This is a genomic window from Nocardia sp. NPDC049190, from assembly GCF_040648115.1.
Classification (GTDB): domain Bacteria; phylum Actinomycetota; class Actinomycetes; order Mycobacteriales; family Mycobacteriaceae; genus Nocardia.
The window spans coordinates 17,384-31,418 of sequence record NZ_JBEZDE010000026.1 but is presented as its reverse complement, the minus strand read 5'-3'; the positions used below and the strand labels follow the sequence as shown (position 1 = coordinate 31,418).

Genomic DNA, 14,035 nt, shown 5'->3' with positions numbered 1-14,035 from the left:
ACATCGCCGGCAAAGCAGCCTACAGCCGATGGCGCGCACCGCCGATGCGCGCCATCGGCATCGCGCCCAGCACGATCCGCCTGGGACCTGTACCCTATGCGCGGCCATCCGGCCGCAATACGGCGTGACCGCTCGCCCTGGCCGATAGACCGGACGTGATCGCGCTGCCTCGACAAGCGCTTTCCCGCGGATCGAACTCGTTGTCGACCTCGATCCGGCCGTGCCCCGCTCCGTTGAGGCGGGTTCGACACGAGAGTCGGCATCGAGCCGGAGCCGACACGTGAACGGGTCCGTTCGTCCGTCCAGCGGCAATGGTCCGCAACAGGCGCCCGACGAGGGACCGCGAGCGCTGAGATGGGGACCAACGACTCCTCCGGCACCGGAGTCGGACACCTACCGTCAAGGGTATGAACCAGCTACCGACCGGGGAAACCATCGAGAAGGCCGTCCTGCTCGCGGGCCGGGCGCCGTCGCTGCACAACAGTCAGCCATGGCACTGGACATTCGACGGCCAAGTGCTACGGCTGTTCGCCGTACCCGAGCGTAGGCTCCCGGCGGCGGATAAATCTGGCAGGCAGATGCTGATCAGCTGTGGCATCGCCTTGAATCATCTGCACGCCGCGATGGCCGCAGCAGGCTGGCGGATCCTTGTCGCCCGCTTTCCTGACCCCAACCGTCCTGATCACCTGGCCAACGTCACCTTCCAAACGGCCCAGATCGTGACCGATGGCGACCGCGCTCGCGCCGACGCCATACTGCAGCGGCACACCGATCGGCTGCCCTTTGCCGCGCCGTCCGATTGGCCTGACTTCGAATCCGTGCTGCGGACCACCTTCGATCCTGCCGACGCTGCCCTCGACGTCTTGCGGGATGACAGCCGACCCGCGTTGGCTCGCGCCTCTGAGATGACCGCATCCCTGCGGCGCTACGACTCCGAGTATCACGCCGAATTACAGTGGTGGACAGGGCACACTGTCGCCGACACCGGTGTCCCCAGACAGGCCCTTATCTCTTCCGAGGAACGGCAGCGAGTAACCGTAGGACGCCAGTTCCCGACGACCTCCGGATCGCCCCGACGCGGCGAAATCACTGACGACCACTCAGTAATTCTCGTCCTGTCCACTGACGGCGATACACCGGACGACTTGGTGCGCTGCGGCGAGGTGCTGTCCACGGTGCTGCTTGAATGCACAATAGCGGGTTTCGCGACGTGTCCGCTGACCCATCTGACCGAAGTTCCGCTCGGACGCGCCGCCGTCCGTGAGCTGACCGGGCACTCCGGCCTGCCACAAGCCCTGATCCGCGTTGGCATCGCGCCCGAAACGGAGAAGAACGCTCCGGCTACGCCCCGTCGGCCACTCACCGAAATCCTCGACATGCCCGCAAGCACCGGAAAGACGAAGTGACCTCAGCGGAACGCGGCTGTTTCGCCGCGCCCTCGCGGCATCAACCTCTCGCTCGTGTTCGGCCCCGCTCGTACCGGCCAAATGCTGTAGGCACGTTTCCTCTGGCGGGCCAGGACGGTGGTGGATCGGTTCGATCACGCTGACCGGAGAGTTCGTCGGGTGGCCTCCGCTGTCTGGAGGTGCGGGACTCGCGGTGGTAAGTCCCACTTGATCCTGATGCGACCGACGTCGCGGTCACGGTAAGTGATCGCCAGGCCCGACGATCTTGCAGCGGGAGTCATCGTCAGCGGCCGGAACCTTTGTCAGTCCTGTGGTCAATATCCGGCGTCGCGGCGGCGGAATCCGGCGAAGCCGACCACAAAACCCGCGAGAGCTGTCGCGGTGACCCCGAGCATCGGTGCGGCGGTGACGGTTTGGAGCGGCACCATAGGAAGATGCGTGAAGGGTGAGGCATCGACGAACCAGTCGGGCAGATCGAAGGCAGCCGCAAAGAGGAGCGCGACTGCGCAGTAGGCGAACACGGCCCATGCCACCGCGACAACCGCCCTCGGTGTCCAGCCGATGCCGAGCGCCGCGACCGCGGCCACCGACCATACGGCGGGCAGATATGCGAGTGCGACCCCGGCCATACGCAGGGGCTGGATAGCGTCGAAGATTGTCAACCCATATGTCAGCCCGACACCGAAGCCTCCGGTGGCCAGCACGAAAGCATCGCCGCCCAGCGCGACCGCGAGATGACTCGCCAGCCAGCGATACCGGCTGACTGGTGCGGCCAAGATCACCTCGGCGCGGCCCGCGGTCTCCTCGCCGCGAGCCCTCAGCACACTGGCGACGCCGAACGCGGAGGTGAGCAGCGCGACGATCGAAACCGTCATGGACAGATACGAATCCACCGCTTCGGCCGCGCCGCCGGGCAGGTAGGCGGCGATCTCGGGATTGTCGGCAAGATAGTCCTCGATACTGTCGGCGAACGAGCCGTACGCGGCCCCCAGCGCGAAAACGCCAACAGCCCACCCCGCCAGCGAACCGCGCTGCAACCGCCAGGCAAGGCCCAGGGGTGAGCCCAGCGCCCAAGACGCGGTCGCGCGCCCTGTCCCGTAGGGGAGCAGGCCGGCGCCGAAGTCGCGCCGATCGAGCAGGGCGAACGCGACGGCGGCGAGTGCGAGGGTGGCGGCGGCGAACAGCAGGACCGTCCACCAGCGGTCGCCCGCGTACGGATAGCTGCGCTGGCCCCAGCCGATCGGCGAAACCCAGGAAGCGGTCCCGCTGCCCACATCACCGAGAGCACGTGCCACATAGGCGGCCGCGAGAGTCAGGCTGACCGCGCCGTACACGCTGCGCGGATTCTCGAATATCTGCGCGGCGACCGCGGTGACCGCGGCAAACGTGCCACCAACACCTCCAGTGACGACGCCGAGCAGCAGCGAACCACCCACCGGAAGTCCGGTGCCGACCGCAGTGACGAAGATCACCAGCACGACGGTGGCATCGGCCAGACCGGCCAGCGCAAGCGCAGCGATAGCGGGAGCCCGGCGCCCCACCCGCGCCGAACGGAGAAGTTCGGCCCGCCCCGTCTCCTCGTCCGAGCGAGTGTGCCGGCCGACCAGAAACATGTTCATCAACGCGACCACGACCGCCAGGTAGGCAAAGATCTCGAACACGATCTCGCCGCCGATGGTGTCCAGCAGCCGGGTGGGGCCGCCCATGGCGATGGTGGCCGCACTGGCGCTCATCGTCTCGCGAAGCTGCGCGAGCTTCTGCGGTGTGTCGTAGAAGCGCTGACTGCCGAGGGACTGGAAGGCGAGCAGTGCGCTGACGCCGAGCAGCCAGCACGGCAACAAGGATCGTTCGCGCCGCAGGATGAAGCGCAACAGCGTACCTGCTCCGGAATAGTTCGCCCGCAGCGGCATCCAGGTAGTCGAGGTGGTGCTCACGGGCTCTCCTTCCCCGCTGGTACCGGGGTGGCACTGTAGTGGCGCAGGAAAATGTCCTCGAGTGTGGGTGGCGTGCTGGTGAGGCTGCGTACACCCAGTCCGGCGATTACGCGCATGACGGTGTCGAGGTGGGCGGAGTCGACGTCGAACCTAGTGCGCGTGCCGTCTCGGACGAGGCCGTGCACGCCGGCTAGCGCGTCCAGATTCTTTGGGGGCCGCAAGGTTTCGACCGTGATCGTGGTGCGGGTCAGATGCCGGAGTTCGGACAGCGTGCCGGTGTCCACTGTGCGCCCGCGCCGGATGATGCTCACCCGGTCACACAGCGCCTCCACCTCAGCAAGAATGTGACTGGATAACAGCACAGTCCGGCCCCCGTTCTTCGATTCCGCGATGCAGCGCTGGAATTCGGCCTCCTTCAGCGGGTCGAGGCCGACGGTCGGTTCGTCGAGCAGCAGCAGTTCGGCGTCCGAGGCCAGCGCCGCGATCAACGCGACTTTCTGCCGGTTGCCCTTCGAATAGGCACGCGCTTTCTGGCGGGGGTCGAGGTCGAATCTCTCCAGCAGCTCGTCACGGTGTCGCCGGTCCACACCGCCGCGCAGTCGTGCCATCAAGTCGATGACCTCACCACCGGTGATTCCGGGCCAGAGAGTGACCTCACCAGGCACGTAGGCCAACCGAGCGTGCAGCGCGACCGCGTCGGACCACGGATCATCACCGAGCATTCGTACCGTCCCCGAGTCGGCGCGCAGCAATCCCAGCAGTATCCGGATCGTCGTTGTCTTCCCCGAACCATTCGGACCCAGAAATCCATGTATCTCACCGGTTCTCACGGTCAGATCCAGACCGTCGAGCGCGCGCGCCGTGCCGAATGATTTCGTCAGACCGGCAATCGAAATCGCAGATCCCGTCATGGCGGCATCCTTCCCGTCCGCGGTGTCAACAGATACCACCATCTCCGCGGTGTCAGCGGGTGTACGTCGGAGTGCATCGCCATCACCCCGGCGTGGGAGTCACGGCCGAAAAGGGTCCGCCCGGCACCGCGTCTCAGCCGGTCCGGATCGATACGGGAGGCCAGAGGGGCGTCCGCGTTCGCTGCTGTGTCCAGACCGATCAGACCGTGCTCCCGCTGTGGCATCGCCGTGAGCCCCGCGAAGGTTTTGGTGATGGGGGCGAGTCGGAAGATAATGTCCCGGGTGACCGACCGGTTCGCGGCGCTATCTCGGGAACTGTGCCCGGCGAATGAGTACCCGCCGATCGGCTGTGCCAACGGGATGTTTTCGACGCCCAGCACGGCTCCTCCATTCACCCACCCGTTCGTCCGACGGACGCAGCACCAGCCTGCGGCTCAGCGACGGCCGGGCGGAGGAGGACATCGGCTCGACCTGTGGGGCCGAACGTCCCACACTGCGCTAGCAGGCTGTCCGACCAACGTGCGCGATCGGTCCCCCGTTCTCGAGTCCGAGTGGAGCGTCGATCGCATTCTCACCGACGGTGCGATGCCCACCGTGTACCGATCGGCACAGACGCCTCGTCGATGCCGGTCCAGTACATGTGCGACCGACTCGACTTGTTCGGCTGGTCGCCTTCGCGGGTGCCACCTCTCGAGCTCGAAATCGGGCCAATGGATGCTCGCTGCGATTCACTACCGCATGATGCCCGAACGGCACGAATTCGCCATCGGAGTGCGTCATGGTGCTTCCCTGGCGATGCGTCCTCGACAGCGGACGAGTAGTTCGGGAACTCGCGCAACCTGCAGCATGGGTATCGGCGAATCTCGACGCAGCGGTATCAATGCGGACGAGCGTTCCGGCCACTGTCCTGGCCGAGTGGACCCGCGTCGATCTCATGTCGCCGGGGTCTGCCGGTTCGCGGACTCTCGTGCCCAGCGGATCAGCGACAGGGGCCACAGTGATCGGCGGTGACGTCGGCGATCATGAACGCGCCGGCTACCACCCGCCTTGGGTCTGCCGCGAGGTGACCGTGCTCGACACCACACGGTCGATCGCTACGTCCCGCCGCGCACCACTATCTGAGTTGGAGGGTCGTGCGCTGTGTAGAGGACGAAGGGCCTCGGCATAAAGGTCTTCATGATCGGTTGCCATTTGCCGGCACCGAGCACAATTACCGGTATGGATACGGCCCAGTACGCCGGCTCCCCAGTCGCGGATATCTTGTCGCCGAGTGCTGGGGATACCTGAGGGACTGGAGCGAGGCGGTTCAAGATACACAGCGCGTTCGAAGGCAGCAGGCGATGAATTTACGCGAATCCCACATGTCGCAGTCGGACCTGTTCTCGTGGAAAATGGAGCGAGATCCGGCCCTGCGCTCGACGATCGTCGCGGTCCTGACACTGGATACCGATCCGGACTGGGATCGTCTGGTACGCACGATCGATCGCGGCACTCGGATCGTGCCAAAGTTACGGCATCGACTGGTCACCGTGCCATTCGGGCTGGCTCCGCCCCGGTGGACTCCTGACCCGGAGTTCGACCTGTCCTGGCATCTACGACGTGCCGCGCTGCCGGAGCCGGCGAACCTGTCTGCGGTACTCGAGTTCGCCCGTGCCGAGGCGATGACTGCATTCGATCCTGTCCGGCCGATGTGGCGGTCCACGCTGCTGAGCGGTTTGGACGGAACTGGTAGCGCATTGGTGCTGACGGTCCACCACAGTCTCACCGACGGAATCGGCGGCATTCAGATCGCCACCGAGGTTCTCGACTTCGATCGTGTGGGAACCGAGCGCAGCCATCAGCCCGAACCGCCGTCCGACCGGGATAGCGGGCTGCGCGACATCCTCGCGTGGAACTGGTCCGTCGGCTCGGAGCTCTTCCGCAGCGGTATTACCGCAGCAGCGCCGACTGCGTGGCGAGCTTTCACCCATCCGGTTCGGGCAGTACGCGACGGCGCCGCGCTGGCAACCTCGCTGGTTCGCCTGGTCCACCCCGCTACCACGACATTGTCACAGGTGATGACCGAGCGCGGTCTCGGGCGCCGTCTGGCGGTGCTCGACATTCCAGTCGCGCGACTGCACCGCGCCGCGCACGCCGTGGGATGCTCGATGAACGACGCATTCCTGACTGCCGTTCTTATCGGACTACGTACCTATCACGACCGGCATGGGTCACGGGTCGAGTACCTGCGGCTGACCATGCCGATCAGTGTTCGCACAGCCGACGATCCGCTCGGCGGCAACCGAATCACACTGGCCCGCTTCATATTACCCGTCGACATCGCCGGGCCGATGGACCTGATGCGCGCCGTGCATACCGTGGTCGGCAGCTGGCGCCGTGAACCGGCCATACCGCTCACCGGCGCTGTCGCGGGCGCACTCAATCGGTTGCCGGTCGGTCTGCTCACCGACATGTTCAAACATGTCGACTTCCTCGCCTCCAACGTCCCGGGTTCCTCGATACCGCTATTTCTCGCCGGTGCCAGGATCGACCGGATGTACGCTTTCGCTCCCACCCTCGGTACGGCCGTCAACGTGACACTGACCTCGCATGCTGGAACCTGCAACATCGGCGTCAACGCGGACACCGCTGCCATCCCGGACCTAGCGGTCCTGGTCGATTGTCTCTGCACGGGTTTCGACATCGTGGCCCACCTCGGTGGTGAGCGCGAAGTGGACGATGGTTCGGGCATGACGGCCGAAACGATTGCGCCGGGAGTCGGCGGCAGAGGGTCATCAAGGTGGCCGACGGGGGCGTGAGCATTTGTGGCATCTACGCCGACCCGAGTGACCAGCGCGTGATCGCCGTGCTCGCCGCATCATCGACGGAGTGCTCCCCGTCGAAGTGGTGGACGACGCTGCCGCACCACTGATACTCGCGCTGGTGGTGACTTGCCCGGTGACGGCCGCGGCTGTTCACGCCTGTGTGCGGCGACGAGTTGGCGTTGAGCGCGGCGTTGGTTAGCTGATCTGGTGCCACCGACAGTTATCTGGGCCAGCCGATTACAGTCGATCTGCCTGTTGTCCGGACTGGCGGCGCTGTCGCTCGGCGGCGCGCGCCGGTGTCCCGGTGGCGAACTCTCTTCTCCACTGCGCGGCGATCTGCGGACCAAGGTCCCTCCGCCCACGGAGGTTCGGCACTGTTCAAGGCACGCGCCCGACCGTATCGTCTCTGCTCATCATGCTTCCGAAGGCATCGCAGACAGCATCGAGGAAACCGAGATGCGGGCACGGATCGTCTATGAATCGATGTTCGGCAATACCGCCGCTGTCGCCGCAGCCATCGCGCGAGGAATGCGTGAGCACGCGATAGTCGAGTTTCTGAACATCTGTGCCGCGGCGGAAGTCTCCGACCCGTCGGTGGATCTGCTCGTGGTCGGCGGACCGACCCACGCCTTCGGGCTGAGCTGGAAACTGACCCGGCAGGACGCCGCCCAGCGAACCAACGCGCCGATCGCGGTCGACGTCGGTATCCGAGAGTGGCTCGACGCCGCGCTGCCGGTTCCCGAGGGCAGCAGGGCGGTAGCGTTCGGCACCAAAGTCGGGAGCCCGCCTTGGCTGCCGGGGTCGGCGGCGCGTGCCGCCGGAAGACGCCTACGACATTTGGGTTATCAGCTCGCCGACGACCCGATGGATTTCCTGGTCGACGGCATGACCGGGCCGGTCACCGCAGGTGAGCTGGACCGCGCCGGTGCTTGGGCCGAACGTCTCGCGCACACCGAACTCGACCGTGTCGCCCATCAGGTCTGACGCCGAAGGCGCAGGTCATGGCATACCCGGTGGTGATAGTCGAATCGGCGCCGCACCTGGTCCTGATACGGATCGCGGAGGACCTGGAAGGCCATCTGTTCTGTCTCCGGCGATCCTGCGATACGAATCTCACCCGAATGGATCTCGGTCGGTAGGTTCCACCACGTCCTCGACCAGTCGGCGGGGGAGCGTCGGCATGCTGATCGGAGCCCAACCGATTCGGATGACTACTTGGGGGTAGGCGATGTCGTAGAGAATGCTGCGGCGAACCATGCGGCGCACATCCGCGATTTCCAGCGGCTCGGTCAGCGCGCAGGTCGCCAGGCCGACATTGGTGGCCGTCAACAGCACCGCGCTCATCGCCTCGCCCGCGCGCAACCGTGACAAACGGTCGAGTGCGGAGGTGCCGAGTACGAGCAGTTTCGCGTAGTCGGTTTCGTCCGCGTTATCGACGAGTGGCGGCGTCGCGACATCGCCTACGGGCAGTTCGTCCTCCGCGCCCTGGCTCGGGGTGTCCTCGGCTGGTACACAGCCTGCGGTGTTGCGCCTGTCACTCCAGTCGGACAGCGCGTACCGGTTATCCGGATCCGTCGCATGCCTGGCCGCTGACTTGCGAATCGCCTCGGCCAGGTGATCGTGTGCGGGATCAGCGGCCTGGCGCACGATCGCGCCCAACGCGGCGGCGCGCTCGGTCACCAGCCCGAGATATCCGGGCGGGATCGGCCATGAGGCGTAGTGTCTGCGGTCGGTCCGGCGCTGTGCTATCGCGGCACTCAGGGCGATGTCCAGCGGTGTCGGCCGATGCCGCACCAGTTCGATCGCGGCCAGGTGATTCGGATCCACCGGATTCGGCAGCCGGTGCACCACCGCCGACCACCCGAGCGCCGCGAAGGCGACATTCAGGTGATGCAGTGCCGCACCACAGCTCAGCACCAGATCGCGTTGAACGGGATCGGCGTACGGCGGTGCTCGAGTCGGATCGAGGTCGAGATGCACGGATCGGTCGGTAATCCGCCACCGCCACGGCTGGACATTGTGTACCGACGGTGCCCGCAATGCGAGCTCCAGCGCTGTGTGGATGGTGTTGTCGTCGGGTAGTTCGTGATACATGTCGTCCTCCGTCTTGTTCGAATTCAGACTTGCAACGGCCGCGCCGTATCGGTAAGGGGAAGTGGGCCTCTACCGGCGGGACCTTCGGGCGTCTACGGTCCATCGGCGCCGGCGCACATCGAAGCGGAAGGCCCCGCGAATCGATGACCTTCGGCCATCCCCGATGCGGTAGCGGTGCGGAAGTCTGAGGGAACCGAACTCGAAAGGATCTGGTCACCATGTCCGATGTCCCTCGGGGTGATTTCCATGGGTGCGTCGCCGGCGTCTTGGGCGCGCGCACCGCCGGGCGACCAGTTCCGCGGTTGGGTCAGTCGGAGAAGGTTGCCACGATGGTCGGGTTCATCGTTACCGAGGTGACGTTCTCGACCGGGTCGGAGTTCGTGCTCGATGGCGGCGGGGCGGCCGATGCGACGTCGAGCGAACCTTCCTCGACGGCCTGCTCATCGTGATGACGACCGCCCTCGGCGCGCATGCGCAGTTGCGCGAGACACACACTGGGATAGTCGTGTTGTGTGGCGAACGCGCCTATAAGGCGAAGAAGCCGATCACCACCGACTTTCTCGACTTCGGCACACCAGAGCTGCGCGAACAAGCCTGTGCCCGCGAACTCGAACTCAACCGCCGCATGGCGCCGGACGTCTATCTCGGCGTCGGTCACCTGAGCGACCCCCTGGGCGCGCCGGCCGAGCCCGTGCTCGTCATGCGGCGGATGCCCGAGGACCGCAGATTGTCCAATGTGCTTGCCGGCACGGTGGCGCGTAGCTCGAAGCTGTCAGCGCTGGCACGGGTGCTCGCCGAGTTTCACCGGTCGGCGCGCCGCTGCCCTGACATCGATCGGTCCGGTAGCCCGGCCGCGCTGCGAAGTCGATGGCAGGCACTCCTGCACCCGCTTCGAGAGCAGCCCGCGGACCTGGTCGACCCCGCCGTGCTCGCACGGATCGAGGCACGGACCATGCGTTACCTCGACGGTCGAGAACCGCTGCTGGCCAGGCGGATCGCCGAAGGTCGTATCGTCGACGGGCACGGCGACCTGCTCGCCGAGGACATCTTCGATCTCCCTGACGGCTTCCGCATCCTGGACTGCCTGGACTTCGACGACCGCCTTCGCTACGTCGACTGTGTCGACGACATCGCGTTCCTCGCCATGGATCTGGAGTTCCTCGGACATCCTCACCTGGGTGAGTGTCTGCTGACCGACTATATGCGGGCTACCGAGGACTCGGCACCGACATCACTGGTCGACCACTACACGGCCTATCGCGCCCTGGTACGCGCGAAGGTCGACGTCATCCGTTTCGGGCAGGGCGAGGATGCCGCCCGCGGGCACATCCGCCGCCATGTCGAGATCGCCGACCGTCGTTCGCGCTACGCGGTGGTCCGGCTCACTCTTGTCGGCGGACTTCCGGGTACCGGAAAATCGACTGTCGCCGAACATCTTTCGAATACAACGGGGTCCGCACTGTTGGCCAGCGACCATGTGCGCGAGGAACTGGCCGCGGCCGGGGAGGTGAGCGGGCAGGTCGGTACTTACGGTGTCGGCATGTACTCGCCCGCCGCGAAGACCCGCGTCTATTCCGAGTTGCTCGCCCGGGCCAGGACACTGCTGGCGACCGGAGTGTCGGTGGTCCTCGATGCGAGCTGGATCGACGCATCGGAACGTCAGCGTGCCGCAGCTCTGGCCGATGAGGTGTCCACCGATCTTGTGCAGGTGCAGTGCTGCTGCCCGCGCGAGTTGGCGAATTACCGGATTCGACGACGACGAGACTGCTCCTCCGATGCAACGGCCGAGATCGCCGAGGCGATGTCTGTCTTCGCCGCGCCGTGGCACGACGCGATTCCACTGGACACCAACCGGCCGCTCGGCGACACGATGGCTGACGCCTTTCGTGCCTGGCAAATGGTCGCTGAAGCGCCGTAACCAGCGGCTGGCAAGTAACCGGACTCGCAAGAGACCTTGGGGGACATATTCACGCGACGGCGCGGGCCTCGAAGGTCAACCGACCAGCAACCATTTCGATGCTCGCCGAATCCAGGGCGTTGATCGTGGAAGAATGCCATATATGGAACGACAGCCGTCCGGGACGCACCCGAATGGCCGGACACCGGTTACCGAGACGCTGTCCCAGCTGCGACTCCACGAACTGCTCCTCGAAGTTCAGGAGCGGATCGCGGTGATCGTCGACGTTCGCGACCGGATGGACCGGCTCATCGAGGCCATGCTGGTGGTCACGGCAGGACTGGACCTCGACAACACACTGCGCACGATCGTGCACGCCGCCATCGAACTCGTCGATGCCGGGTACGGCGCGGTCGGAGTCCGCGAGACCGAACAAACAAACAGTCAACTCGCCGAATTCATCTACGAAGGTATCGATGATCGCACCCGTGTATTGATCGGTGATTTGCCCCGTGGCCACGGAGTCCTCGGCCTGCTCATCCAGCAACCCGAACCCATCCGGCTGGCCAATCTTTCGGACCACCCGTCCTCGGTCGGTTTCCCTGCACATCATCCACCCATGCACACCTTCCTCGGTGTGCCCGTCCAAGTCCGCGGCGAGGTGTTCGGCAACCTCTACCTCACCGAAAAGACAGGAGGCCGAGAGTTCACCGCAGACGACGAGATCGTCGTACAAGCCCTTGCCGCAGCCGCGGGCATCGCCATCGAAAACGCCCGACTCTACGAACAGTCCTGCCTACGGCGGAGATGGCTCGAAGCGACCAGCGATGTCGCCACCGAACTGCTCGCCGGTGGCGAGCCGAGCGAGGTCTTCGATCTTGTCGCCGAGCGAGCACTCACACTCAGCGAGTCCGCATGCACGTTCCTCGCCCTGCCTGAAGACCCCGATATCCCACGTGACGATGTGACCGAATTGATCGTGGTCGCCGCCGCAGGCAAGGGCTGCGAAGAACTCACCGGACGACGGATACCTGTCGAACAATCCCAGACTGGCGAAGCCTTCCGAAACGGGCGGATGATCGCGATTGACAAGTTGCCCTCCTTCCGGCTCCTCGACTCGAATACCCAGCTCGGCCCAGCGCTGATTCTTCCGCTACGAGCCGGACACACCGTCCTCGGCGTCCTCACCACCATCCGACCCGTCGACACGACAGCCCTTGACAAACCCGCCCAGTCGATGATGTTCGCAATCGCCGACCAAGCCGCACTGGCGCTGCAACTGGCTTACACCCAACGCCGGATGCGGGAACTCGACGTCTTGTCCGACCGCGACCGCATCGCGCGAGCTATGCACGACCACGTGATCCAGCGACTGTTCGCGGTGGGACTCTCCCTCCAGGGGACAGTGCAGCGGGCACGAGCGCCGGAGATCAGGTCCCGGCTGATGGAAACCATCGATGACGTCCAGGCGATCGTGCAGGATATCCGCCATTCGATCTTCGATCTGCAGAGCAACACGGTCGCGGATTCCTCGAAATACCGCAAACACCTACACGGCATCATCGTCGACATGACCGCCGACACCGGACTGCACACCACCGTGCGATTGGCCGGACCCGTCACCATCCTGACACCCGAACTCTCCGACGACGTCGAAGCCGTCCTCCGAGAAGCACTCAGCAACGTCGTCCGGCACGCCTCGGCAACCACCGTTTCGATCGAATTACAGATAGGCGACGACATCACCGTCGAAGTCACAGACGACGGAATCGGTCTACCTGACGACATCACCCGCCGTAGCGGCCTGGCAAACCTCGCCAAACGCGCCGAACGCGCAGGCGGCAGGTTCAGCGTCAACAACGTTCCCACCGGCGGCACCACCCTCCGCTGGACAGTGCCGTTGCCCTGAACTGCCCACACCGGACAGCGACCGCGGTCTTTTTGCTCTGTGGTTCGTGACCAAGTACCGGTGTGCGGTACGGCGGCGAACTTCTAATCTACGGGAGCGCGTTTCACGGACCGGAAGGGTGAGACGGATGCCCCCAACACGCAGCAGCGACTCGCACCGACTGACATCGGCGGCCGTGGTGGTCGGCGTCGACGGCTCCGAAGCCTCCGACCTGGCCGTTCGCTGGGCTGCGGAGACAGCGGCACGGCGCGGGCGGCGACTGCAGATCGTGCACGGTCTCGGCCTCGCCGCGGCGCGGTCCGTCCTGGGCGTCTACGACCTGATGGTGCCCGCTGTCATCGACACGATCCGGCGTCAGGGCGCGGATCATGTGGCGACCGCCCGCAGGCTGGCATACGACATCGACCGGGGCCTCACCGTGGAAATCGAGGTATGCGAGGACCACCCCGCGAAACTGCTGATCGAGCGATCGACGACGGCACATCTAGTCGCGATCGGCGCCACTGGTGAAGGCGGTACGATCAGCCACCTCGGCTCCACGCTGCTCGCGGTGGTAAGCCACGGCCACGGCCCGGTCGTCGTGGTGCGCGACACCGAGACCGAACACCAGACGCGCTGTGCCGGCCGAGTTGTGGTCGGTGTCGACGGCAGTGAGATCAGCGACGCGGCCGTCGGCGCCGCCTTCGCCGAAGCCAGCGAGCGTCGTGCCCAACTCGCGGCCGTCTACGTGTGGAGCGACCTTCGCTACGGCCGATTCGCCGGTTTTCCCAACACCATCCCAGATCGCCGTGTCGCGGCGGAGGCGCAGTCGACCTTGGTGGAGCAACTCGTCGGCTGGCAAGAGAAGTACCCGGACGTCGACGTCGTGCGAAGGATCTATCTGTCCGGGCCACGTCACCACCTCATCGAGTGGTCCCGATCTGCCCAGCTTCTTGTCGTCGGCAGCCGTGGCCGCGGCGGGTTCCGTGGCCAGCTGCTCGGCTCAACCAGCAACGCGCTCGTCCAGCGTGCCTACTGTCCGGTCATGGTGGTCCATTCGCACTGATGCCTTCGGCTCGACGCTCTGCCAGGACGGCTGGC

Annotated in this window: 11 protein-coding genes; 6 read left to right on the top strand and 5 right to left on the bottom strand. The window is 65.5% G+C overall.

Annotation, left to right across the window (positions count from 1 at the left end; all coding sequences use genetic code 11):
• Positions 1–407: 407 nt before the first annotated feature.
• Positions 408–1,406: an NAD(P)H nitroreductase gene (locus AB0B25_RS21850; RefSeq protein WP_357182403.1), complete on the top strand. Its 999-nt coding sequence runs from the start codon at positions 408–410 to the stop codon at positions 1,404–1,406.
• Between the two features lie 314 nt (positions 1,407–1,720).
• Here the strand turns inward: AB0B25_RS21850 and AB0B25_RS21845 are convergent, their stop codons facing one another.
• From AB0B25_RS21845 to AB0B25_RS21835, 3 genes are read right to left on the bottom strand one after another with little or no spacing between them, the layout of a single operon-like run.
• Positions 1,721–3,340: an ABC transporter permease gene (locus AB0B25_RS21845; RefSeq protein ID WP_357182401.1), complete on the bottom strand. Its 1,620-nt coding sequence runs from the start codon at positions 3,338–3,340 to the stop codon at positions 1,721–1,723.
• Positions 3,337–4,251 carry an ABC transporter ATP-binding protein gene (locus tag AB0B25_RS21840; protein WP_357182398.1) on the bottom strand — a complete coding sequence of 305 codons (915 nt, stop codon included), beginning with the start codon at positions 4,249–4,251 and terminating at the stop codon, positions 3,337–3,339. The genes AB0B25_RS21845 and AB0B25_RS21840 overlap by 4 nt, the downstream gene beginning before the upstream one ends.
• On the bottom strand, positions 4,248–4,631 hold the full coding sequence (locus tag AB0B25_RS21835) for a hypothetical protein (RefSeq protein ID WP_357182396.1): 384 nt from the start codon (positions 4,629–4,631) through the stop codon (positions 4,248–4,250). Before AB0B25_RS21835 ends, AB0B25_RS21840 begins: the two co-directional genes overlap by 4 nt.
• A 981-nt stretch (positions 4,632–5,612) precedes the next feature.
• On the opposite strand from AB0B25_RS21835, the gene AB0B25_RS21830 reads away from it, so the two are divergent.
• A complete protein-coding gene (locus tag AB0B25_RS21830) occupies positions 5,613–7,049 on the top strand; it encodes a wax ester/triacylglycerol synthase domain-containing protein (protein ID WP_357182393.1) in 1,437 nt (478 codons plus the stop codon).
• A gap of 213 nt (positions 7,050–7,262) precedes the next feature.
• Positions 7,263–8,039, top strand: a complete 777-nt coding sequence (locus tag AB0B25_RS21825) for a hypothetical protein (RefSeq protein WP_357182390.1) — start codon at positions 7,263–7,265, stop codon at positions 8,037–8,039.
• A 129-nt stretch (positions 8,040–8,168) separates the two neighbouring features.
• On the opposite strand, the gene AB0B25_RS21820 is transcribed toward AB0B25_RS21825, so the two are convergent.
• Positions 8,169–9,149: an NAD(P)H nitroreductase gene (locus AB0B25_RS21820; protein ID WP_357182387.1), complete on the bottom strand. Its 981-nt coding sequence runs from the start codon at positions 9,147–9,149 to the stop codon at positions 8,169–8,171.
• A gap of 307 nt (positions 9,150–9,456) precedes the next feature.
• Positions 9,457–9,642, bottom strand: coding sequence for a hypothetical protein (locus AB0B25_RS21815; RefSeq protein WP_357182385.1), 186 nt, complete (start codon positions 9,640–9,642; stop codon positions 9,457–9,459).
• A 12-nt stretch (positions 9,643–9,654) separates the two neighbouring features.
• Here AB0B25_RS21815 and AB0B25_RS21810 point away from each other — a divergent pair, with 12 nt between their 5' ends.
• The 3 genes from AB0B25_RS21810 to AB0B25_RS21800 all read left to right on the top strand — a co-directional run bounded on the left by AB0B25_RS21810 (position 9,655) and on the right by AB0B25_RS21800 (position 14,000).
• Entirely contained in the window at positions 9,655–11,067 is a 1,413-nt protein-coding gene (locus AB0B25_RS21810) for an AAA family ATPase (protein WP_357182383.1), read from the top strand.
• A 142-nt stretch (positions 11,068–11,209) separates the two neighbouring features.
• Positions 11,210–12,955 (top strand): GAF domain-containing protein, encoded by a 1,746-nt coding sequence (locus AB0B25_RS21805; protein ID WP_357182380.1) that lies wholly within the window; start codon positions 11,210–11,212, stop codon positions 12,953–12,955.
• Positions 12,956–13,082: 127 nt separating this feature from the next.
• On the top strand, positions 13,083–14,000 hold the full coding sequence (locus tag AB0B25_RS21800) for a universal stress protein (RefSeq protein WP_357182377.1): 918 nt from the start codon (positions 13,083–13,085) through the stop codon (positions 13,998–14,000).
• Positions 14,001–14,035: the final 35 nt, after the last annotated feature.

Bases quoted from the DNA above. Each gene is read 5' to 3' on its own strand.
- AB0B25_RS21830 (WP_357182393.1), top strand. From the start codon at position 5,613: ATGTCGCAGTCGGACCTGTTCTCGTGGAAAATGGAGCGAGATCCGGCC.
- AB0B25_RS21805 (WP_357182380.1), top strand. From the start codon at position 11,210: ATGGAACGACAGCCGTCCGGGACGCACCCGAATGGCCGGACACCGGTT.
- AB0B25_RS21840 (WP_357182398.1), bottom strand. From the start codon at position 4,251: ATGACGGGATCTGCGATTTCGATTGCCGGTCTGACGAAATCATTCGGC.
- AB0B25_RS21820 (WP_357182387.1), bottom strand. From the start codon at position 9,149: ATGTATCACGAACTACCCGACGACAACACCATCCACACAGCGCTGGAG.
- AB0B25_RS21850 (WP_357182403.1), top strand. From the start codon at position 408: ATGAACCAGCTACCGACCGGGGAAACCATCGAGAAGGCCGTCCTGCTC.
- AB0B25_RS21800 (WP_357182377.1), top strand. From the start codon at position 13,083: ATGCCCCCAACACGCAGCAGCGACTCGCACCGACTGACATCGGCGGCC.